Origin of the sequence: Coleofasciculus sp. B1-GNL1-01 (genome assembly GCF_040220235.1) — a bacterium.
Taxonomy (GTDB): Bacteria; Cyanobacteriota; Cyanobacteriia; order Cyanobacteriales; family Coleofasciculaceae; genus Coleofasciculus.
In genome coordinates this window covers 1-22,348 of the sequence record NZ_JAVJTO010000083.1, presented here as the reverse complement: position 1 = coordinate 22,348, position 22,348 = coordinate 1, and the positions used below count along the sequence as shown (strand labels likewise).

The window sequence follows — 22,348 nt, the reverse complement described above, 5'->3', positions numbered from 1 at the left end:
AGATGCGGTTGGGTTTCCTGGCGTCTACCCGACCTACTGGGGTGACACAGCTAAAATTGTGGAATAGATTTTATCATTGAATCGGGCGCACGCTATGCGCCCCTACGGTTTCCGGGCGTAATTCTAATTCATCTTGCTAAGGTGTGCCACCGTCCCTCGGTATCTCGTTGTCCTGGGAACGGCTAAACAGTGACCCTTCTTCCTCTTCCTCCTCAAACTCCGCCTCACCCTTCAACATGGCATACAGTCTCTGAATGGTGGTGATACAAACCTTATTCACCGTATCAATCGTGTTAGACGAGAGTAACTGGACATTGTACAACTCAGTAAACTTACGCCCATCATCAGGAGTCACATACTGCTGAAACTCCTTCAGCGTCTGCTCTCCCAAATTCTTCCGATCGACGAGAAATAAAACCCGTTCTGCACCCGCTAACTTAATCAACCAGTAGATAAAACTCACGGCTGTATAGGTTTTCCCACTACCCGTCGCCATTTGAATCAAAGCCCTAGGACGATTGTCCCGGAAGGATTGAAATAAACCCGCGATCGCTTCTTCCTGGCATTTCCTTAAATCGGCTGTCTGAATCTCTGGCAGTTCTCTAAGCTGATTTCTCAGAGTCGTTTCCTGTCCTAACCAATCCCTCAACGTCTCTGGCTGATGGAACGCAAACAACCGACGGGAACGAGGTTCTATATCCCGCTCATCTCGGAAAAAAGTCTCATCACCCGTACTCTCATAGGCAAAAGCTAAAGGTTTACGATAGCAAGGTAAATTCGACGGTAAACCAAAAAGATACTTACCCGACTGAACCTCAACCCCACTCAGGGTTGTACCTTTAGCTTTAGCTTCAATAACTCCAGCCGCCTGACGATTAATAAACAACAGATAGTCAGCCGCACCCGTTTTGAGAGGATATTCTCGCACCACGACACCCAGAGCCGCACCTAAATTTAAATCTGGGTAATCTTGGACTACCCAACCCGCCGCCGTTAGGAGTTGGTCAATTTTTTCTCTGGCTATCTCTTCAGGTTTCTTCGGCAAGGCAGGGTTAGAACTCCACTAACTTTTGATCCGTAATTTTTGAATTTTAGCAAGCTCCCGATCCTGTATCAGAAGACAATACATCGTCTGCGTTTGAGAAGGCTCTCGCTGGAGTAAAGCTGTAACCACCATGCGATCGCGCACCGACCAGCCGCTTTAATCAGGAGGGAGCAACGCCATCCTAGCGGTAAACTATTTTTACAGCCACCGGGCGAAAAACTATTACGCTACCCTTACAGTTATGATGATAGTCGGTACGGCAGTTGCCGCTCAAATTTTAAATATCTCTACCGCTCGACTGAGAGTCCTGCTGATGTCAGGCAGAGTGGAAGGCGCTTACAAAACCGGGAAAATGTGGTTAATGCCCCTCTTCAACGGCAAACCGATCATTAAGCCCGGTCAAAGAGGTCCGGCACCCCGTTGGCGCAATCCCAGAAAGCCAGCGAAAACAATCATTCACGTTAACTCACACAGAATTCGCTCCAATCAAAAACACAACTCACAACAGCCCGTGATTACGGTCAAAAAGTGGTGCGACCCCACGCCAGCAAAGGAGCAGGAACACAAAACCAGCAAGACTAACGTGTATGGACATGAGGTAGAAATACCGGGAGGATGCCGCGTTGTTTATCGTCCCGATAGTCCCAGATGTGGTGCTAAGGTTTGGATCGAAACGTTTTACGACGTTAGGGTGATTGCGTGGGACAAAGGATAGAGAAAGATTGCCCAAAGGCTCATACAACCTAAATTAACCGTAGAATAAGGCTTTCAACACTCTGTCAAACAATGCAAACTTATCGGTTGACTGTAACCTCTAACTCTACTTCACCGCTATTTCCACCAATGGAATGAATGACAATAAATTCAGTATCCGCTGAGAGACTCCCAAATTTCCGAAACACAACAGTTTGCTTGGATGGAATTTCCTTCACAGGAATTTTTACTGTTGCGCCGCCTAGCCCTGTTCCATTAGAACTATAAGACATCCCTAAACTATGTAATGGTTCGTTGCTGTGGTTTGTTATACAACCCACTAGAACAGACTCTCGTGCAAATCCAAAGTTATACGGATCTTGGGGAGGGTCGTAAATTTGTAAGTTATTGACTTCTAACGGTTGGTCAGATTGGGTAGGTTTTACGTCTGCACACAACTGCTCTATTGATTCTACTGATGGTATTGTGGCAGGTACATAGGTTACAGTTTTCTCAAGGTTAAAACTTTCTAACGGTTCATAGAAACCTTCTGTTGCTGTTGGCTCAAGTGTCGTAACTTTATTAATTGTGACTGTCTGAGTATCGGAATCAATACCAATTGAATGGCGAAAGGGAACAGTCTCTCTTGGTGGTATTTCCTGATTTGGGGAATTTGCTATCCCCGCTCCATAGGTATTCCCCTCATTGTAACTGATCTCAAGATGAATTCCTGCAAGGGGGTCTTGGCTATGATTAGTAACGCAGCCAATTAGATTATCCTCATCGCTGTCAGTCCCAAAATTAGACCCTAAAGCTAAAGAATCATCAAAGTTAATGGGATTAGGGGGAGAACGATAGAATTGAAGGTTTGATAAGGTAACGGGTTGGTCACTCTCTGAAATTTGCACGTCTTGACAGAGTTCTGATGGAGAGGGAGGGGTTCTCGGTTCAGGGGTAGTTTGGGTTGATGTTTCCGCGATTTCCTCATTAGAATTAGACTCCTCATTAGAAGTGGAGATATCTTCTTGAGAGCCAACAGGATCGTTATTCCCATTACAACTACTAATTAAGAGAACCATGCATAGTCCGAAAAGATGAATTTTAGGCATGATACATAAAATAATAAGCAGTCTGTAAGTATTGTGATAAATCCACCTTAACTTAGGTAGACACAGATAGCAATTTTTAAACGGTTATGCTTTCCGAAAGCCCCCGATTGCGTCATCTACTCAGGGGATTTTGAAACTAACTTTGACTAAACCATGCCTCTGCGCCCTCTGGGTTAAACACACCATCCCCAATCTCAGATGATACCTGTCCTATCCTGAGAGTCGCCACCAGCAAAACCCGATACAATAAACATTAAGAAATGTAACGAAATCGGAGCGCAGGGAATGACAATACAGACAACCACCTTGGCTGAAAATGGTCCCACCCTAACCAGCGTCGGCATTGGCACTTGGGCGTGGGGCGATACGCTGTTTTGGGGCTATGGCAAAGATTATGGAGTATCTCAGGTACGAGACGCCTTTGCTGCTACCTTAGATGCGGGAGTCAGCTTTTTTGACACGGCGGAGGTGTACGGATTAGGAGAATCCGAGTCACTGTTGGGACGGTTTATGAAAGAATTCGGACGTCCAGCCCAGATTGCCACAAAATATTTCCCGGTTCCCTGGCGGTTTACATCACAGTCCGTGTCTGACGCTTTAACGGCTAGCTTAAAACGGTTACAGGTTGAGCAAATCGAACTGTATCAAGTGCATTCTCCCTTCAGCTTCTTCATGGGTCAAGAAACCCTAATGAATGCCCTGGCGGATGAAGTGCAGCGGGGGAGAATTGCCAGCGTGGGGGTGAGTAATTACTCCGCTGAACAAATGCGGGAGGCGCACGGTTATCTAGCCGCTAGAGGAATTCCCTTGGCGGTGAATCAGGTGCAATATTCCCTCCTGGCGCGGAAAATTGAACGGAATGGGATTCTGGATACGGCGCGGGAGTTGGGGGTGACGATTTTGGCGTATAGTCCTCTAGCCCAAGGATTATTAACCGGGAAGTACACCCCAGAAAATTACGTCAAACCCACGGGGGCGCGTAGTCTTGATCCGCGTTTTAGCAAAGGGGGGTTAGAGAAGATAGCCCCTGTGATTAAGCTGTTGCGTCAATTGGGGGAAAAATACGATCGCACGCCTGCACAGGTGGCGTTAAATTGGTTAATTGCCCAAGGCGTCGTGCCAATTCCAGGGGCGAAAACAGCCCAGCAAGCCCAACAAAATGCCGGGGCGTTGGGGTGGAGTTTAAATCCGAGTGAGGTGGAACAGTTGGATCAGGTGACTCGCGGTTTTTGAGGAAGATGGGGGAGATGGGGTGATGGGGAGATGGAGAGATGGGGAAGTTCACTCAAAATTGAATAAGGGCGGGTTTTGCCAAAAAAGTTAGGTAAAACAATTCATGTTTGTCCCTAAACCCGCCCCTACAAACTATATCCCTTGAGCGAAGCGAAGGCTCAAAACTCAAAACTTCCCAGACCTACTACACATAGCGCAAACTTCTAATTTTTTCAAGCTTTGACGCTATATCTGACATGACCTATAGTCTAGGTTTAGCGGAAATTAACAGCAGATTATCACGATGGTAAGAGAGCTTGAACGGGAACGCATCAATGGCGATTTTCCAGAAACGGCAGCGACGGCAAATCCAGTGTTTTTCAGAACCTACAGCCGCCGCACAGCCAAGGGTAGAGAGACGTGGAAGGAGGTGTGCGATCGCACGATCCAAGGCTTAAGCAAACTGGGTAAGCTAACTCCAGCAGAAACCGCCCTGCTGGAACGGATGATGCACCAGATTAAAAGTTTACCCTCAGGGCGCTGGTTGTGGGTCGGCGGCGTGTGATTCGTTAGGTCGAAACTGAGACGAGGAAAGGCTTTCAGCCAATCCACCCTCAGGAGATGACCGGGCAGGTTTTGAAATTTTATTACAAAAGCTGAAATCGGATTACCGAACAAGCAAGTAGTGATAACCGAACCTGGATAACTAGATAATCTTGTAGGTGATTCTGGATAGACTGGAGCCTCACAGTCATAAAACAATTGTTCAAGGCAAGGAATGAACGTCCAAATAGTCCAGGAAAGTCCTACCCTCCAAGCGTGGGAGTGAAAGCATATCCCTCAACTGGCGACTGGTTCTCAAAGGTTGAAGCGGGGATAAACGCTGGTAACACCAAACCGTGCGGTGAATCCCAGCAAGCAAGAGTGCATGGGTAACGAAAGTGAAGGTACGTTTGAACAGTCGTAACCCAGTAAGTAGCGAAAAGAACGGTTGATACGCTGCGGTCAAAATGACAATGAGGAACACAAGAGCCTGAAAATACCGCCTTTAAGGTCGCGCCCTCTTTCCTCCGGCTGAGTAGTATCCGCCCTAAACACTCAAACCAAAGATTATCTGGAACGAAGTAATCTCTATATATGCTCTCTTGGCAGGTCGAAACAAGAGTAGGAGCCAATCCGCAAGCGATGTAGAGAAGAGATGGAGTCAGAAGCAAATACCTACCTGTAATGGGTATGGATAAGCCGACAGACTCCCGATGACTTGGAAGATGGAGTTTTGAGTAGCAATGGAAACGTCTAAAACACGGAAAAATCCGATGGTGGAATGGGCAAACGTCAACTGGCGGAAGCTGGAAAGACGAGTGCTAAAGTTGCAAAAGAGAATCTATCGAGCCTCTAATCGGGGAGATGTGAAGGCAGTCCGCAGGCTGCAAAAGACTCTACTGAATTCTTGGTCTGCCAAAATGCTTGCAGTCCGCAAGGTAACTCAGGATAACCAAGGAAAGCTAACACCGGGAATAGATGGGAAAGTGGCTATCACTCCCATAGAACGCCTGGATTTAGTCGATCAACTCAACCTGGATCGGAAATCTCCAGCGACACGTCGTATTAGGATTCCAAAACCAGGAAAAGATGAAAAACGTCCTTTGGGAATTCCAACGATAAATGAACGGGCAAAGCAAGCATTAGTGAAAATGGCAATGGAACCCGAATGGGAAGCCAAATTTGAGCCAAATAGCTATGGTTTCAGACCAGGGCGATGCTGCATGGATGCCATTGAAGGAATCAAAGTAGCAATCAAGCAAAAAGATAAGTACGTCCTTGATGCCGATATTGCTCAATGCTTTGACAAAATCAATCATCAGGTGTTGCTTGATAAAATAGGGACGTTTCCCAAACTAAGAAAACAGATTAAAGCATGGCTGAAATCTGGACTATTAGCAGGAGGAAAATGGTTCCCTACCCAGGAAGGCACACCGCCAACGGGAGTACTATCACCCCTACTGGCAAACATCGCCTTACATGGTATGGAAGAAGTAGTAAAGGCTTATGCACGTTCTCTGCCAGGGAAAAAAGCAAATAACGAAAAAGCAATCACGTTGGTTAGATATGCAGATGATTTTGTCATCCTGCACCCTGACTTAGACGTGATTCAAAGGGTAAAAGTTCATATAGAGAACTTCTTGAAGGAAATGGGTCTAGAACTCAAACCTGAAAAGACCCGGATTGCCCACACCCTCAAGCAATTGGATAAACAAGAGCCAGGATTCGACTTCCTCGGATTCAACATACGGCAATATTCAGTTGGTAAACACAACACAGGCAAGAACACCCATGGCAACCCATTAGGTTACAAAACCTATATAAAGCCCAGTAAGACGGCAATCAAAGCACATTACGATCAACTCAGTCATCTGATTGAAACATCCAAGTCTAGTCAATCACAGATAGGATTAATCAAACGACTGAACCCGATGATCACAGGATGGAGTAATTACTACTCCAAAGTAAACAGTGCTAAGGTGTTCAAGAAGTTAGACCACCTTCTAACTCTTAAACTAATTGCCTGGGCAAAAGCACGACATTTTCACAAATCAACAAAACGGTGGATTGAGAAATACTTCGGCACTAAAGGAAAGACCTCTTGGTGCTTCAGAGCAATCACAGAAGGGAAAGACTTATATTTGTCTTACCATTCTGATTTGCACATCCAGAAGCATACCAAGGTTAAAGGAAAAGCCAGCCCTTACGACGGAAATGACCTATATTGGGCAACTCGAATGGGTAAAAGTGTCGAATTACCAGTAAGAGTCACCAAACTGCTGAAGAAGCAGAAAGGCAAGTGTGGTCAATGCGAAACCTATTTCCGTGATGGAGATGTAATAGAAGTTGACCATAAAACACCTAAACATAAAGGTGGAAAGGACACATACAGCAATTACCAACTCCTTCACAAACACTGCCATATCGTCAAAACTCGAAACGAGCGTACTCATGACAAGAGCCGAGTCATTGAGGAGCCGTGTGAGGTGAAAGTCTCAAGCACGGTTCTGAAGCCGAGTCAGACCAGCGATGGTGTGGCTTAGGGTAATACAAATTGGCTGGAAAATCCGGAAAATTTCTCCGGCGCATATAATTGTACGTCTACGAATGTGGTAGACTGGCGTGCCTTTGGCTTAATGATGGACTTAGCGATGATGGGATGCGTGCGATTCGTTGGACTGAAACTTGCTTAAATAAAGGCTTCTAGCCGATTTAAGCATTGGGATAGTTCGCAAGGTTATTGACAATCCGTTACAAACGTTTGTACGGATTACCGAACCTTGACAACTTGATAGTCATGTTGGTGACATTGACCGAGAATAGCGGCTTAAGGCATAAATTTCTAAACGTCAATGAAGTCCAACCCTTCCAGGTGCGGGAGTGAAAGCACTTTCCCCACGGTAGCGACTAGCCATCAATCCGTGAAGCGGGAATGAACGGCGGTAAGGATTTAGTCCAGAATCCGACTCCGACTAGCAAGAGAATATGGTTAGCGAAAGCGAACCTTCATTTGAACCATCGTGATCATGAAAAATAGCCTAGTGGACTAACAGGCTATGCCAAAAGGCAAGGGTAGAGTGGCTTGAACTGCAACCGTTTTAGCCAGCACCACTCAAAGCCCCGGTGGACAGAAGGAATCCTAAATTCTCAACCAATGACTATCAGGAACGAAGTAACCTCGTAGTTTCTCTCAGAAAGGTCGATAACTGAGTAGGTGCTAACCGGATGGACTACGAGGCGAGATTGAGTCAGAAGCAAATGCCTACGGTAATGCGTAGGATAAGCTGACAGACTCACGGAAGACAGATGTATGAAGGTACAAGTAGCAATGGATAAGACTAAAACGAGTTTAAAGACTACGGTGGTATGGAACGAAATCAACTGGAGTAAAGTCCAGCGGATGGTGTTCAAGTTGCAAAAGCGCATTCATAAAGCTGCTCAACGTGGGGATGTCAACGCAATGCGACGACTCCAGAAAACCTTGATGAGATCCTGGTACGCCAAACTTCTGGCGACACGAAGCGTAACTCAAGATAATCAAGCAAAGAGGACGGCTGGTGTGGATGGGGTTAAATCCCTCAACGCTGTAGAACGTCTGAAACTAGCCCAAGAACTAGGTACAACCAGGAAGGTTAAACCAACTCGAAGAATCTGGATTCTAAAGCCTGGGACAGACAAGAAAAAACCTCTGGGTATTCCCACAATGGCTGACCGAGCCAACCAAGCGTTAGCCAAGTTAGCTCTAGAACCGGAATGGGAAGCCAAATTTGAACAGAATAGTTACGGATTCAGACCAGGACGGTCAGCACATGACGCAATTGAGGCAATCTACTTAGCGATTCACGGCAAGAGTAAATTTGTCCTTGATGCAGATATATCCAAGTGTTTCGACAACATTGACCATCAAATGCTACTGAATAAAATAAATACCTATCCTTCTATGAGAAGAATGCTTCGGGATTGGCTGAAAGCTGGTTTTGTAGAGGGTAAGGATTTATTTGAAACCGGAGCAGGCACACCTCAAGGTGGGGTGATCTCTCCCCTATTGGCAAATATTGCTCTACATGGGCTAGAAAATGCGATTAAGGACTTGGCTGATACATTGCCAACGCGCAGAAATCATGGCAAGAAACAGAATCGTAAGGCTCTAAGCCTAATTCGGTACGCAGACGACTTTGTGATTCTTCATGAAGATGTCAATGTTGTCCTAAAAACTAAAACAGTGATTGAGGAATTCTTGGCAGAGATTGGTTTGGAATTAAAACCAAGGACAACCAAGATTTGCCATACCTTGAATGAATACGAGGGCAAGAAACCTGGATTCGATTTTCTAGGATTCAATATTCGGCAATTCCCCGTGAATGACGGAATCAGTGCCAAAGCACCGAGGTCAGGAAAAATCTTGGGATTTCAAACAATTATTCAACCAAGCTCAGAAGCTGTTAGGAGACACTACCAGGTAGTTGCGGATATCATCGATTCCCATAAAGCTGCTCCGCAAAAAGCGTTGATTAGAAAGCTCATTCCTGTCATCCAAGGTTGGGCTAACTACTATTCAACAGTATGTTCTAAGGAAACCTATACCCAACTAGACCATTTGATTGTTAAGAAACTCTTAGCATGGGGGCGGTCTAGACACCCAAATAAAGGGTCAAAGTGGACGGTTGACAAATATTGGAGAACAGTTAATGGGAATAAATGGGTTTTTGCCTATATCAACCCTGATAATGATGAAAGCTACATACTACCGAAACACGCTTGGACTAAGATCGTGCGCCATACAAAGGTTAAAGGGAATGTATCTCCTTACAATGGAGATTTCATCTACTGGGGTACAAGAACAGGTAAGAGTAAAGATATACCATCAACTCTAGCTAAGACTTTGCGTAAGCAGAAGGGTAAATGTGCTGCTTGCGGACAGACGTTCACAACTGAAGACCGCATTGAGCTTGACCACATTATCCCAACTAGCAAAGGTGGTAAGAGAAAACTCTCGAACCTTCAAGCATTGCATAGACATTGCCATGATAAAAAGACCGCAATTGAGGGGTCTTTGGGTAGCTCCCATGATAAGGGTATGTCTTCTGAGGAGCCGGATGAGGTGAAAGTCTCATGTCCGGTTCTGGAGACGAGTGGCACTTGTGAGGGTGTTGCTTAGTTTAATGGTACAGGGGCGGTTTTAGAACCCCAATACATCAACCAGTTACCCCCAATTCGTAATCCTCTGACTGTCACTTTAGAGGGTGAAATTGGCACAACGCCATCGGAGGAACGCCGGGAAAAAAGCGAGGTCAAAATTGATGGGAATCAGGTAAAAATTTATGTCGGAGACTCCCGTCAAGGGTGGGTTCAGTCCTATCAAAGTCTGTTGGAATTATCCACAGATGAACAATTTTCTGGTGAAGTTCAGGTATCCATTAATGTGAGTGATATCCGTCCCGCTGGAGAATCCCTAAAAGGCTTTGGTGGGGTGGCGAATCCGATCAAATTACCGGAACTGTATCAGCGATGTGCGGCGATTTTAAATAAAGCCGTGGGACGGCAATTAAATTCAGTCGAATGCTGTCTATTAATTGACGAAGCCGCTGTCGTGGTTGTCGCCGGAAACGTGCGTCGTTCTGCAGGTATGCGGCAAGGGATTAGTAATGATGAAAACTTTATCAATGCTAAAGATAACCTGTGGCAACAGGATGAAAATGGAAACTGGCGAATTGATCCGGAACGGGATGCGTTGAGGATGGCAAATCATTCCCGTGTTTTCCATCATAAACCTACCTTGGATGAATGTATTGCAGCGGTTCGCAAACAATATTATTCTGGTGAAGGTGCGATTCAATGGGCGGGAGAAGCTGTAGCACGAGCAAGTTGTGATTTGCTAACTACTCCAGCCTTGAGAAAAGAGTTTCTGCAAGCTTATGAACAAGGAAATGCGCGTCATTGGTTACAGGAAAAGTATCCGAATTTGACTCCCGATGAAATTGAACATCGTTTGCAGCGGTTTGGCTTAAATCCCTGCGTGACGGCTGATACTTGGGTGCATACGGAATTTGGTCCCCGCCAAGTTAACGATTTAATCGGGAAACAACATGGAACTTACGTTAATGGGGAACTGTTTAGCACAACAGCCGATGGCTTTTTCTATACGGGCGATCGCACTGTCTTCACCCTAGCCACAAAAGAGGGGGTTTCCCTACGTTTGACAGGAAACCATCAACTTTTGCGAGTTAGCGCCCAAACCCAAAAGCGTCAATATACCGAATGGGTAGCGGCTGAGGAATTGAAACCAGGCGATCGCGTCTGCTTGCACAATCACCGAGGAATTCAGCCTTGGCAAGGTGTGGGAACCTTTGATCAAGGGTGGTTATTGGGGAGTCTCGTTGGTAACGGATCACTAGCAGAAACTCAAGCCATCGTGCGATTCTGGGGTGACTCTCATGTCAAAATGGCAGAGTCTGAAGTAGCAACCCTTCAGAACAAAGGTGTTTGTACTGTAAATTTAGGGGGTGATTCTGATCGCCAACCGGATTTACAGCAAGTGGCGTCAAGTGAGTTAGCGAAACTAGCCGCGCAGTTCAATATTCATCGCGGTCAAAAAATAGTGACGCCGGAAGTTGAACAAGCCAGCTATGAGTTTTATCGGGGATTCTTACAAGGCTTATTCAATGCTGATGGTACTGTACAAGGAACGCAAAATAAAGGCATTAGCGTGCGTTTAGCCCAAAGTAATCTTGAGTTGCTTCAAGCCGTACAGCGGATGCTGCTGCGTCTAGGAATTGTTTCTACGGTTGATCAAAATCAGCCCGAATTGGTAATAGCTAACGACAATCTGATTGAGTTCCGCGATCGCGTGGGTTTCCGTCAGCCGGAAAAACAGCAAAAGTTGGATAATTTACTCAACGGATACAAGCGTCAGCTAAACCGGGAACGCTTTGTTGTCACCGTTGAGTCGGTTTCTCCTACTGGTATCGAATCCGTTTACGATTGCACCGTTCCAGGTGTCTCTCGCTTCGATGCCAATGGCATTGTGGCACACAATTGCGGTGAAATTATCGGCTCAGTATTCCATTGTAATTTAGCCGAAATTCACCTAAATCAAATTGATCCGAATAACGAGAAAGAACAAGAGGAAGCCTTTAGTGCGGGGGCGCTTTCCGTTGCCATTTTGCTCAACCATGAATTTGTTGAGGAACGATATCAAAAATCACGGGAATTAGACCCCATTGTCGGCGTATCTTTCACCGGATTATTTGACTTCTTTGTCAAAGCCTTTGGCGTAGACTGGTTACGCTGGTGGGCAGAAGGGCGTCCCGATACTGACCAAGGTGTACAGTTTAAGCAACAAGAAAAAGCCTATTTAACCCGGTGGCGCGATATTGTGCATCGGGTGGTGTGGGAGTATTGCGATAAGCATGGGATTAAACACCCCAATCGCTGTACAACCGTGCAACCGTCTGGAACAAAATCGCTACTCACAGGCGCATCTCCGGGTTGGCATCCTCCTAAGGCACAGCGATTTATTCGCCGAATTACATTCAGAAAGAATGATCCGGTGGCGTTAGCTTGTCTGGAATACGGGTACAATGTCACGCCATCCCAATCTGATAAAGATGAAAACGGGAATCTATTAAATGATCCCTTTGCTGAAGCCTGTTCGGAATGGCTGGTGGAAATTCCCGTGGCTGTATCCTGGGCAGATTTACCCGGTGCTGATGAAATTGATATCAGTCAGTTTTCGGCATTGGCTCAAATGGATTTTGCCATGCAAGTTCAGCGCTGGTATGTGACACACAATACCTCGTCCACTTGGGAATTGCGCGTCAATGAAGTTGAACCCTTAGGAGAGCGGATTTACCAAGCGATTCAGAATGATGAAGGGTATATTTCAGCGGCGCTATTGGCGCGGTTTGATGACCATCAATCCTTCCCCCGTTTGCCTTTTGAACCGATTGATAAAGCCACATACAACCAATTGATGCAAGAGGTACAACAGCGACGAAAAGTCTCTGAGTTCTATTCGGCTTTGGAGAAATATGATGCTGGCGAATTAATGGAAGCTGGACCCGTGGGTTGTGATTCGGATAAATGTATGTTCCCAGAACAGACACCGAATTCATAATTCATCGTTCGGATAAACCTCCCGACTAAAACCATTTGAGTTCCCTCCCCTTTGCAAGGGGAGGGTTAGGGGGGGGATAAACTCAAGGTATTGAAGATTTTTGAGCTTAAGTGAACACCAATGCAAGCGGGTTGCCCCTACAGGTGGATATGAAAAAAACGGTGAAAGTTAAACCCAATTCTAAAAAGCAATTGATAGAAGAAATGGCGGATGGGACTTTCAAAGTGAACCTGAAGTCGCCGCCTGTGGATGGGAAAGCGAATAAGGAGTTAATTGAGCTATTGGCGGAAAAGTTCAATGTTACCAAGTCTCAAGTTCAGATTAAATCAGGATTGTCGTCTAAAACAAAATTAATTGAAATTGTTGAAGATTAGAATTAGTTTCAAATTCTTTAGTGCTAAAAAGGCTTAATTCAGCGTATTCAATCAGATACCCTAGTGCAAGAAGGCAGGAATAACTGAACAGCTAATATCTCCCCCAGCTTCCCAGACGTAGCATGCTACGTCTCTACATGCTCCCCCTGCTTCATCGTATCTACGAAGCTGCTCAAGTATTGTTCCCAAGCTGCACTAGGTTCCCGAACAGTATAGCGTTTTCAGACTCCATGTGATACAGCCAAACAAGAGTAGAGCAAAGCTATCTGATGATTGCTGTACTACACGGTGTTAGAAAGTGCTGTAAGGGTTTGAGGACTATTTACAAGACTTAGTACAGTGCCGTTTCCTTTTGTCCGACTACTTAGTGCAAGAAGGCAGAATGCAGGAGACAGAAGGAAAGAAAGCTTGTACAGTAAGCTGTTGCACCTTTTTAAACTGGATAGTTATTTCTGCCGCGCTGCACTAGGTTTTCCTGATCTTCTCAAAATCTTCACAGAAGCCTATAGAAGTTTTACACGGGCTTTACCCATTGGCATAGTATAGCTTTTTATAATACAAAATATCTGAGAGTCGGCTGGCTTTGTAACCACTCAATAACTAAGTAAGGAAAGAAATCATGAAAGGCAATCTGAATAAACTACTGGTTGGCGCGTCAATTCTTGCCAGTGTCACTGGGCTTGCTACTGCCCCCGCTTCGGCAACGGAGTTTACTCTCTCTGGTTCAGATATTATTAAATATGAGGCGATCGATTCTGATGGTGATGGCATCTTGGATACAACGGAAGCCAAACCAAATGCCGACATCAATGATCTCCTACAAGGAAATTGCAGTGTTCCCGCCTATCTGCCTCAATATCAATGTCAACCCGGTGAACCCGGTGGAAACGTAGAATTATTCGCCAGCAGTGAAAAACTAGACCTAGAGCAATTTTTAGATCATCAGGACGTTACCAGTTTAACAGCCACGTTTGATGATGATAGAAGCATGACGCTGAGTAGTCTCACGGCAGTGGACTGGTTTGGAGAGGACTTAAATACTGACTATGAAGCAAATACATTAGCCAATGAATGGTTTAGTGATGCTCTGGATGCCTACAATATTAACGATGTATTACTCGGCAGTTTAGGTTACACACGAGGGAGTTTATACAGTACATTCCTGAACAACGGTGGGTTCCAACGGTTCAGTGACGCAAATATCAGCTATGTCAATAATAATGAAGGTCTCGTGGATATTGGTTTAGCGGGTCACTATGACGCAACACATATGTTATTAGGCGTTCTCACTCCTTCACAGCAAGCACAACTCGACCGAGCTCAAGTTTTAGGGATACTACCATCGGAATTACAAGCCAGTGAGGTGGTTAAAGTTACCCATAACGGTAGAACAAGTTATGCTTATACCTTCAGTGCGGCTAGATCTACCCTTTCGTCCGACGATGGAACGCGATCGCATACTGGAGTCTATGATCCACAGTTTACGCTTGATGATCCTGTTGATGTACCAGAACCCTCGATTCTACTCGGCTTAATTGGCGTAGGTGGTTTAGTCGCCGCCAAACGCCAGAGCAAAAAATCTTAGGTCAAATGTCGCTGAGATAGGCGTTTGTGACAATTAGATCAGTTTTTAGGGAGCCAACAGGCTCCCTTTGTGGTTTGAAGATCTGATTTTTGTCGGTGAGTATGCATACTTCGGCGGAAATACACCATTTTTTTACAAAATGTCACCAAAGGTATACGGTTGGCTAGATTATTTTATATATATTTAGTTGAGTAGTGATTAGCACATATAAAATAAAATGTCTACAACTTTATCGAAACTTTATCGATTTTTTGCGAAACTTCATGTAAACTTTATAAAGAGATGAGGAAATGTGTGTGCAGGCGACGAAAGCTCAAGGGCTGAAGACATCGCCTGTTAGAAGGCAACCAGAGGTTATTAGAGCCAAGAGAGGGTTAGCCAAAGCCTAACCCTGTGTATGTGCTGTTAAGAAGGCTCAACCTATAAAGTCACGGAGATACTGCAATGAAAACCAATATCCAGAAACTGCTCGTCGGGGCATCACTTGCCGTGGGTGTCAGTGCGATCGCCACCAATCCAGCGTCGGCGGCATCTCTGACTAACCCTATGGTGACTGGTGAAAAAGGAGAAGACTATTTAATCTACGAACACGTCCCCAATCCAGATCCTGAAGCGACCACGGATTTTACAAGGCTCAACAACGATGCAGATTTGGAAACAGTTCTGCAAGGAAGTTGCTCGGTTGGAGGAGCGTTCATACCCAGCAACAGTTGTAACAAAGGTGAACCGGGGGGCAATGTTGAGTTATTTGCCAATAGTGAACGACTATCCCTTGATGAATTCTTGAATTACGACACAACGACCAGCTTAATGGGTGATCTGGGGGACAAAAGCATTACCCTGAGTAGCTTAACGGCAACGGATTGGTTTGGGGAAACCTTGGATACTAGCTATAACTATAATGGCGATAATTTGAATTTGGCGAACGAGTGGTTTGAGGCGGCTTTAACCTCCTATGGTATCACCGATGATTTGCTAAGGACAGCGAACATGTTTATGCCCACAATTCCCAATAGTAAAGAGAGTCTGTTCAACGAATTCCGGGACAATGGCGGATTTCAACGATTCAGCGATCCGAATATCGCCTATGTTGAAATGGATGATATGACGGGAAGTCTAGAGGTTGGGCTAGCGGGGCACTATGATGCCGTTGACCTAATCTTTGATGATTTAACCGATCAGCAGAAAGGTATGTTGTCAATGGTCTGGGGTGACCGACCCGTGCAAGCTGCTGAACTTGTCAAGATTACCTATGACGGAGAGACAACGTACCACTACAGCTTCAGCGCCGCAGCATCTGGGTTGCTTGAACAGGGGGATATGATGTCTCATACAGGTCTCTACGATCCTGAGCTAACCAGTAATGTGGAAGTGGAAAAGGCTCCTGAACCCTCCTTTGTACTAGGAAGCCTGTTGGCGGCGGGTGGCATGTTTGCTGCTAAGCGCAAGCAGAAAAAATAGTCAGTCACAGATTAGAACATTTGTATTATGTCTGAGGGAGATAACTCCCTCTTTTTTTTGTGCGATCGCCTCCCCACGACTGGACGATCCAAAAACTTCATCAAAACTTCATATAAACTTCATATAAACTTCATGGTTACTTTACCGACTCAGATCTATGCTTCCCATATATTAAATAGGGAAAGTGTACATATTATATTAGTGTAGGAGAGCGGCAAATCAGCATGAATAAGCTATATATGGCAGTTGCTGGAGCTGGAGTTATGACTCTCGGTGTGGTAGGTATGGCTCCGGCTGAAGCGGCTCACCTGACAAAAATTGACTCCTCTGGCTCTGTTGCGTTTGACGTAAATGTTAATCCCTTTTTGTCGTCATTGTTACCACCAGATCTTCAAGCGATCCTTGATCCACAACAGGTAGATTTCGAGAGTACAATTATTGTCGATAACGCCCATGGTCGGCTATCTGATGCCGAAGATGAAGAGCTAACGTTGGGTCTTAGCCATGTTGAGGACTATTTAAAGGAACTCCTACCTAGCATCGTTTTACCAGAGATTAATTATATTGACGTTCAGGGTTCTATTCTAGATTCCGAGAACAATCTTCTATCGGGGTTTGATGTCTTTTTCCAAGATAGTGAAATTGTGGTAGGTAACTATACTTATGGTGATATCGAAAGCTGTTTAGAGAATACCTGTAGTGTTCTGTTTAACGGTAGTGCCACCGCCTCTGTATTTTTCCCTGATGATGTTAATCTGACAGTAAGTGGCGGTTTTACCCAAACAGCAATGTCTCTGGTTGATGACGGTTTGACAGAGCCTGGTTTAGTATCTTTCGACTATTCAATCACTCCCATCAATTCTATACCCGAACCGATCGCGCTGTTACCTGTTGTCGAAGACCCATCTCCTGAACCTGAACTTCCTGTTGATGAACCTGGACCTGTTGATGAAGCCCCATCTCCTCAACCTGAACCTGAACCCCCTGTTGTCCAAGAACCGCCTACAGATCCGGGTGATGAACCTGATATTGCATCTGTACCGGAACCAACCACATTATTAGGGCTATTTGGCTTGGGTGGTTTCTTGGTGGCAAAACGTAAGCGAATGAAAGCAGATTAGGGCGGCTTAAGCTGTTCGGCATTTAAACCTTAATGTCAATAATGGTGAAATCCTTGTAGTGCGTTTAGCGAAGCCATGCCGCAGGCTTTGCATCTTGCTCGCTACTAATACCCAATTGAAATGCATGACAGCTTACCGCCACTAACAACAACTGAAAATATTGAGAGGATACCCAAAACTTTACTAAGGAATAGTTTTGGGTATTAAAACTAACTAATTAGTGACAAAGTACGCAACATAAAAAATTTAACTGGACATGATTGCTGGCATCAAGATTGAGTCAATCACATGAATGACACCGTTATCAGCCAGAATATCCGGTTTAACCACAATCGCTTGATTCACTTTATAACCACTGGATGTATCGATCGCTAATACTGAACCTTCTAGGGTTGGTACTTCTTGTAACTCTATCAGGTTATCACTTCTGACATCTCCAGAGACAACATGATAGGTCAGAATTTTCTTAAGTTTAGGAATATCCTGCAAGAGAGTGTCTAAGGTTCCCTCTGGGAGTTTAGCAAACGCCTCATCAATAGGCGCAAAAATGGTGTAAGGACCAGGACTCTTGAGAGTATCGACTAAATTGGCAGCCTCAACCGCCTTGACTAGGGTGTTGAATGAACCAGCGTTGATGGCAGTCTCAACAAGATTGGGCATGAGTTTGATCGGGTTTTTATTGAATCTCCTGTTTAGGAATACAATAGTTTCTCTCAAACTAACATCTTTCAAAGGTTAGAATTATTTCTCAAACCGTTCCATCAAACAATCGGCAATGCGTCGCGCTGCACCAGATTGACCCATACGACGGCGACCATTTTCGGCAATCAGTTGTAAGCGATCTGGATCGCGTAACAACTGCTGCAAGACTTCAGCCACTCGATCCGGTTGTTCGACTAATATTAAGGATGGTCCTAATAGTCGCGTTTGGGCTTCAGCAAAAGCTGGGGTGTATTGAGGACCCGTTCCCGGAATCGCGATCGCAGGTTTTCCTAATCCCACAAATTGTTCGGTTGCGGTTCCCGCCATGGCAATGCAGCAGTCGGCTTTGAGCAGACAAAGGGTATAGTCGTCTTGGGTTAATATCAAGATGCCATTCTTTTGGGTGAACGCGATCGCACTCGGATCATTCAACTTCAGGTTCATGTTGATGGCTTCCAGAGGCTGCTGACACCAGCCATACCCTATCAACGTTTCTTGTAAGGGTTCAAGACTCAAAGCGGGTGCGATCGCGCCGAGAAACACCACAGATCGTTCTGGGTAAGCCTCCAATAACCCATTTGCGGCTAGGGCGATTTTCTGCCAATTCTGGTAGGCTTCTGGCATTCTCGAACCCGGTAATAATGCAACCACCAAAGGACGCTGCATTTCTTTTTGTTCGGCATCGGGTTCATAGAATATCGGTTCTGGCTGTTCTGGTTCAATCCCATCCATCATCGGGTTCCCTAAATCCAATGCTGGAATTGACCATTTTTGCAAAATTTCTGTTGTCAGTTTATCTCTAGGAAACACCGCCTTGCATCGCTTGCGACTCATCAACCAACGTTCCCACGGCAAATACACCGAACCAGACCATCCTTCCCGACGCTTACGATTCGGTAACCATCCCGCTTCATCCCGCAGATAATACTCCGATTTAGCTGTCCCGACAAAAACATAAGGGGCACCACTTAACCACGCAAACAAAAGCGGGACAATATCCCCCACCGCTAAAATAACCCCGCCGCGTTTCGCCCAACGGCGAACCGCCTTCAATTGCGCCCAGGTCAATTTCAACAAACCACTCTGCACATCCCGCAGCAGGTGACGCCCTTCCATATAGATAAAACCACCAGAGGGCATGGTTTGCACGGGTCCAACAATCGGAATATCCAATTGTCGATAGGCTGCCCCTTCACCCACTAACGGCAATGCGGCTAATTCGGGTGCATCTGGGCTAGCGTTGAGTTCCTGTAAAATTCGGACAGCAATGACATCTTCTCCGTGACCGTTGCTGATGCACAGCAGTTGCATAGTTGATGATGGGTGCTAAATGCCACTATCAAATTTACCTTAAAAAACAGGAAACAGGGAATAGGTTCTAAGGATTGAGCGTTTTGATCGGCAACATAATTCTTCTCTTTTCATGAAAAACCTAACCAAACCGGAAAACCCGCTGAAAGTCATTCTCTTCGATACCACGATGCGAGATGGAGAACTCACACCTGGAGTAAAAATGAATGTCCAGCAAAAAATAAGACTGGCTAAATTGCTCGAAACTATAGGTGTAGATGTATTTGAAGTCGGGTATCCAGGACAGTACACTAAGGATTTTGATGAAATAGTTACTATTGCTAAACAGATAAAAAAATCAATAATTTGTGGAATAGCTAGTTTTAAACGAGAGGAAATTCTCCGGGTAGCTGAAGCGATAAAACCCGCGAATCGAGGCAGAATTCATACGTACACATCGGTTAATATTCCCAGCCACAGAGAAGCGGATATATTAGCCACCATCAACGATAGTATTTCTCTTTGCCGCAACCTCTGTGATGATGTAGAATGGAGCGCCTTTGATGCACCTCGCAGTCATCCCGATTTTTTGTGTCAAGCGATTGAAGTCGCTATCCGCCAAGGCGCAACCACCATCAATATTCCCGACAGCCTGGGATTGGAGTCACCGGCAAGCTTTGCTAAACTGATGCAAATGATTGTTAACCGAGTCCCGACTATTGACCAAGCCGTTTTGTCTGTCCACTTTGACACTCCCCGCCCTACAAGTGAGGGGATTCTTAGTTCCGCGACACACCTTACAATTATCTATCCTTACGGCAATACTTAAACCAAACACCCGTAGTACACTACCAAATGTTGAGCCTAATTTAGATAACCCCAGAGGGAACCTGCTCCCTAAGCGTTTAGAGATTTCTCTCTATGTTCCCGTATGCCCTACGGTACATTTTTTGAGTTTTACAACTAACCCATTGCTGCACTTTTCTGGTATCGGCACTCGTTTAAGTCCATGCGTTTTTGAAGAGGTTGTCCGCGCCTCATGTACTAGCATCACTTTACGTGATAAGTGTGGATTGGCGATACTCACGACTTTCGCCTGTGCTAGACTACCCTTAGAAATTAGCACAACATTTGCCGTCGTGCCAAAAGACAATCCAAGTCGTCCTAGAAGGACGAAGCTTGTGTCCCTGGTTTTCGGTCATAATGATTTAGGTAAGGCAGTAGAGAATTCAATCATCGGGCTAGAGTGGGGAGTCAGGCAAATCGAAGGCTCAATTAATGGTTTAGGCGCACGCAAAGGGAATGCTGATTTACGTCAAGTGATTCTCCAACTTTTAAAACAAGGCAACTATCACATCGATATTGATACCTCGCTAATTAACACAGCGTCTAAACGCGTTAGCGAAATCACTGGAATTCCATCGCCCAATCAGGAGTAACGATGAAAATCCTCATAATTGGCGGCACAAATTTTATTAGTCCTCCGGTTATCCATCGACTTGTAGCCATGGGACATGAGGTGACGGTGTTCCATCGCGGACAAACCCACGCTGATTTACCATCAGGAGTTGATCATATTTACGGAAATCGTCAAAACCTCAGGGATTTCCAAGCCGAGTTTGAGCAAATTTCACCTCAAGTGGTTCTGGATGCGATCGCCTATACTGAACAAGATGCTAGAACTCTGATGAGTACATTCAACGGCATTGCTCAACGAGTCGTCGTGATTAGCAGTGGCGATGTATATCGGGTTTATGATGTACTGCGTGGCATTGAATCTGAACCCCTAGAACCTCTACCGATTACAGAAACTTCTCCCTTACGTCAAAACCTTTATCCCTATCAGGACTTCTCCGAACGACCTTTAGAAGTCCCCGCCGATTATGAGAAAATTCTAGTTGAACGAGTCGTTAGAAATGACCCAGAGTTACCGGGTACAATTTTACGGCTACCGATGGTTTATGGACCCGGTGACCCCTTGCACCGCCTGTTTCCCTACGTGAAGCGGATGGATGAACAGCGTCCAGCCATTGTATTGGCACAACGTTTTGCCCAGTGGCGCGGCGTATGGGGATATGTGGAGAATGTCGCGGCTGCGATCGCACTTGCCATTACCGATGACCGAGCGACTGGTCAGGTTTACAATATAGCAGAGGCAGAATTTCCGACGGAAGCAGAACGGATTCGACGCATTGGACAAGTGGCTGGATGGACGGGTGAAGTCGTAATTGCGTCACCATCCCTGATGCCAGACAGTTGGAGTTTGCCCTACAATTTAGAACAGCATTGGGTGGTCGATTCTACCCGCATCCGCCAGGAATTGGGTTATGTTGAACCCGTCCTCTTAGCAGAAGCACTGAAGCGTACCATTGAGTGGGAACGAATTCACTCGTCTGAAACCGTTTCCTCGGCAGCAGCACCAGAATTGCTGGACTATGGCACTGAGGATGCAATCCTAGCTCAATTGGCAGCGATTAGGAGTTTGTAGGATAAGTACAACGGCGATTGCGTTAAAACAGGAGTAAACCCCTGCCCTAGTGACAATGAACCAGCCCAACAATCTCGGTCTGGAGAGTTCCAATCATTTTTTGATAGTGAATCATTCGCCTAAATTATCCCCGGAGTCGGACAAACTAAGCACAGAGAGATTAGATTCAGGTGTCTCACCTGAACCATCCAAATCATCAATGACATCGGCTTTAGGTATCTCATCCGAAAAGCCAAAAGTATCAATGACTGAAAAATTTGGGTTAAATAATCAATTATCAATTGTTGATCCGCGTCGTCGGAATGGTTTAATTATCTATAAACGTTATCACGCCGAGTTTGCTGGACCTGGTGCCGCCGTCGGTGGAATATTTGATCATGATTGTCGGCAAGTGATACCTGTGGGGGATATGAACTTGCTTACTCCAAAATCAGCCGATGAGCGAAAACGGGCTTGTTTAATTCGCCGTCAGTGGGCGCAACTGACGATACAAATAACCAATCATCCCACATCAGCCAAACGTGCCCAGAAGATTCTGAGTCAGTTTGAGGGCTTTTTTGATGCTGAAACAATTGCCAAAATACCTGACGAAGCCTTTGCCCTATTGGT

The 22,348-nt window shown here is 45.4% G+C and carries 17 protein-coding genes and 2 pseudogenes; 14 read left to right on the top strand and 5 right to left on the bottom strand.

What is annotated here, in order from left to right; genetic code table 11:
* Positions 1 to 136: 136 nt before the first annotated feature.
* A complete protein-coding gene (locus RID53_RS20595; protein ID WP_446389865.1) occupies positions 137 to 1,045 on the bottom strand; it encodes a DEAD/DEAH box helicase family protein in 909 nt (302 codons plus the stop codon).
* Between the two features lie 241 nt (positions 1,046 to 1,286).
* Here RID53_RS20595 and RID53_RS20590 point away from each other — a divergent pair, with 241 nt between their 5' ends.
* Complete coding sequence (locus RID53_RS20590) at positions 1,287 to 1,760, top strand: DNA-binding protein (protein ID WP_446389864.1); 474 nt, start codon at positions 1,287 to 1,289, stop codon at positions 1,758 to 1,760.
* 79 nt (positions 1,761 to 1,839) lie between these two features.
* Here the strand turns inward: RID53_RS20590 and RID53_RS20585 are convergent, their stop codons facing one another.
* Positions 1,840 to 2,817, bottom strand: coding sequence for a hypothetical protein (locus RID53_RS20585; RefSeq protein WP_446389863.1), 978 nt, complete (start codon positions 2,815 to 2,817; stop codon positions 1,840 to 1,842).
* Between the two features lie 315 nt (positions 2,818 to 3,132).
* Here RID53_RS20585 and RID53_RS20580 point away from each other — a divergent pair, with 315 nt between their 5' ends.
* The 9 genes and pseudogenes from RID53_RS20580 to RID53_RS20540 all read left to right on the top strand — a co-directional run bounded on the left by RID53_RS20580 (position 3,133) and on the right by RID53_RS20540 (position 17,259).
* A complete protein-coding gene (locus RID53_RS20580) occupies positions 3,133 to 4,080 on the top strand; it encodes an aldo/keto reductase (protein WP_446389862.1) in 948 nt (315 codons plus the stop codon).
* Between the two features lie 283 nt (positions 4,081 to 4,363).
* A pseudogene (locus tag RID53_RS20575) lies at positions 4,364 to 4,618 on the top strand (ribonucleoside-triphosphate reductase); the annotation flags it as partial.
* Positions 4,619 to 5,345: 727 nt separating this feature from the next.
* Entirely contained in the window at positions 5,346 to 7,145 is a 1,800-nt protein-coding gene (gene ltrA, locus RID53_RS20570; RefSeq protein WP_446389861.1) for a group II intron reverse transcriptase/maturase, read from the top strand.
* Positions 7,146 to 7,930: 785 nt separating this feature from the next.
* Positions 7,931 to 9,760, top strand: coding sequence for a group II intron reverse transcriptase/maturase (gene ltrA, locus RID53_RS20565; RefSeq protein ID WP_446389860.1), 1,830 nt, complete (start codon positions 7,931 to 7,933; stop codon positions 9,758 to 9,760).
* A gap of 6 nt (positions 9,761 to 9,766) precedes the next feature.
* Positions 9,767 to 12,718, top strand: a pseudogene (gene nrdJ / locus RID53_RS20560) (ribonucleoside-triphosphate reductase, adenosylcobalamin-dependent); the annotation flags it as partial.
* Between the two features lie 149 nt (positions 12,719 to 12,867).
* Entirely contained in the window at positions 12,868 to 13,092 is a 225-nt protein-coding gene (locus tag RID53_RS20555; protein WP_446389893.1) for a DUF167 domain-containing protein, read from the top strand.
* Positions 13,093 to 13,711: 619 nt separating this feature from the next.
* Positions 13,712 to 14,677, top strand: a complete 966-nt coding sequence (locus tag RID53_RS20550; RefSeq protein WP_446389859.1) for an NF038130 family PEP-CTERM protein — start codon at positions 13,712 to 13,714, stop codon at positions 14,675 to 14,677.
* A 444-nt stretch (positions 14,678 to 15,121) separates the two neighbouring features.
* Positions 15,122 to 16,138, top strand: coding sequence for an NF038130 family PEP-CTERM protein (locus tag RID53_RS20545; protein ID WP_446389858.1), 1,017 nt, complete (start codon positions 15,122 to 15,124; stop codon positions 16,136 to 16,138).
* A 224-nt stretch (positions 16,139 to 16,362) separates the two neighbouring features.
* Entirely contained in the window at positions 16,363 to 17,259 is an 897-nt protein-coding gene (locus RID53_RS20540) for a PEP-CTERM sorting domain-containing protein (protein ID WP_446389857.1), read from the top strand.
* 246 nt (positions 17,260 to 17,505) lie between these two features.
* On the opposite strand, the gene RID53_RS20535 is transcribed toward RID53_RS20540, so the two are convergent.
* Positions 17,506 to 17,919 (bottom strand): fasciclin domain-containing protein, encoded by a 414-nt coding sequence (locus tag RID53_RS20535; RefSeq protein ID WP_446389856.1) that lies wholly within the window; start codon positions 17,917 to 17,919, stop codon positions 17,506 to 17,508.
* Between the two features lie 81 nt (positions 17,920 to 18,000).
* Positions 18,001 to 19,272 (bottom strand): lipid-A-disaccharide synthase-related protein, encoded by a 1,272-nt coding sequence (locus RID53_RS20530; RefSeq protein ID WP_446389855.1) that lies wholly within the window; start codon positions 19,270 to 19,272, stop codon positions 18,001 to 18,003.
* Between the two features lie 112 nt (positions 19,273 to 19,384).
* Between RID53_RS20530 and RID53_RS20525 the strand changes: the two genes are divergently transcribed.
* Positions 19,385 to 20,080 carry a 2-isopropylmalate synthase gene (locus RID53_RS20525; RefSeq protein WP_446389854.1) on the top strand — a complete coding sequence of 232 codons (696 nt, stop codon included), beginning with the start codon at positions 19,385 to 19,387 and terminating at the stop codon, positions 20,078 to 20,080.
* A 90-nt stretch (positions 20,081 to 20,170) separates the two neighbouring features.
* Here the strand turns inward: RID53_RS20525 and RID53_RS20520 are convergent, their stop codons facing one another.
* Positions 20,171 to 20,404 (bottom strand): hypothetical protein, encoded by a 234-nt coding sequence (locus tag RID53_RS20520; RefSeq protein ID WP_446389853.1) that lies wholly within the window; start codon positions 20,402 to 20,404, stop codon positions 20,171 to 20,173.
* A 28-nt stretch (positions 20,405 to 20,432) separates the two neighbouring features.
* Between RID53_RS20520 and RID53_RS20515 the strand changes: the two genes are divergently transcribed.
* The 3 genes from RID53_RS20515 to RID53_RS20505 all read left to right on the top strand — a co-directional run.
* Positions 20,433 to 20,690 carry a hypothetical protein gene (locus RID53_RS20515; protein WP_446389852.1) on the top strand — a complete coding sequence of 86 codons (258 nt, stop codon included), beginning with the start codon at positions 20,433 to 20,435 and terminating at the stop codon, positions 20,688 to 20,690.
* Positions 20,691 to 20,692: 2 nt separating this feature from the next.
* Entirely contained in the window at positions 20,693 to 21,739 is a 1,047-nt protein-coding gene (locus RID53_RS20510; RefSeq protein ID WP_446389851.1) for an NAD-dependent epimerase/dehydratase family protein, read from the top strand.
* Between the two features lie 199 nt (positions 21,740 to 21,938).
* On the top strand, positions 21,939 to 22,348 hold a 410-nt coding region (locus RID53_RS20505; protein ID WP_446389850.1), incomplete at its 3' end, for a hypothetical protein.

What these genes read in the sequence shown, in the direction of transcription:
- RID53_RS20525 (WP_446389854.1), top strand. Translation starts at nt 19,385, where the DNA reads ATGAAAAACCTAACCAAACCGGAAAACCCGCTGAAAGTCATTCTCTTC.
- RID53_RS20535 (WP_446389856.1), bottom strand. Translation starts at nt 17,919, where the DNA reads ATGCCCAATCTTGTTGAGACTGCCATCAACGCTGGTTCATTCAACACC.
- RID53_RS20545 (WP_446389858.1), top strand. Translation starts at nt 15,122, where the DNA reads ATGAAAACCAATATCCAGAAACTGCTCGTCGGGGCATCACTTGCCGTG.
- RID53_RS20580 (WP_446389862.1), top strand. Translation starts at nt 3,133, where the DNA reads ATGACAATACAGACAACCACCTTGGCTGAAAATGGTCCCACCCTAACC.
- RID53_RS20585 (WP_446389863.1), bottom strand. Translation starts at nt 2,817, where the DNA reads ATGGTTCTCTTAATTAGTAGTTGTAATGGGAATAACGATCCTGTTGGC.
- RID53_RS20590 (WP_446389864.1), top strand. Translation starts at nt 1,287, where the DNA reads ATGATGATAGTCGGTACGGCAGTTGCCGCTCAAATTTTAAATATCTCT.
- RID53_RS20555 (WP_446389893.1), top strand. Translation starts at nt 12,868, where the DNA reads ATGAAAAAAACGGTGAAAGTTAAACCCAATTCTAAAAAGCAATTGATA.
- RID53_RS20540 (WP_446389857.1), top strand. Translation starts at nt 16,363, where the DNA reads ATGAATAAGCTATATATGGCAGTTGCTGGAGCTGGAGTTATGACTCTC.
- RID53_RS20510 (WP_446389851.1), top strand. Translation starts at nt 20,693, where the DNA reads ATGAAAATCCTCATAATTGGCGGCACAAATTTTATTAGTCCTCCGGTT.
- RID53_RS20530 (WP_446389855.1), bottom strand. Translation starts at nt 19,272, where the DNA reads ATGCAACTGCTGTGCATCAGCAACGGTCACGGAGAAGATGTCATTGCT.
- ltrA (WP_446389860.1), top strand. Translation starts at nt 7,931, where the DNA reads ATGGATAAGACTAAAACGAGTTTAAAGACTACGGTGGTATGGAACGAA.
- ltrA (WP_446389861.1), top strand. Translation starts at nt 5,346, where the DNA reads ATGGAAACGTCTAAAACACGGAAAAATCCGATGGTGGAATGGGCAAAC.
- RID53_RS20550 (WP_446389859.1), top strand. Translation starts at nt 13,712, where the DNA reads ATGAAAGGCAATCTGAATAAACTACTGGTTGGCGCGTCAATTCTTGCC.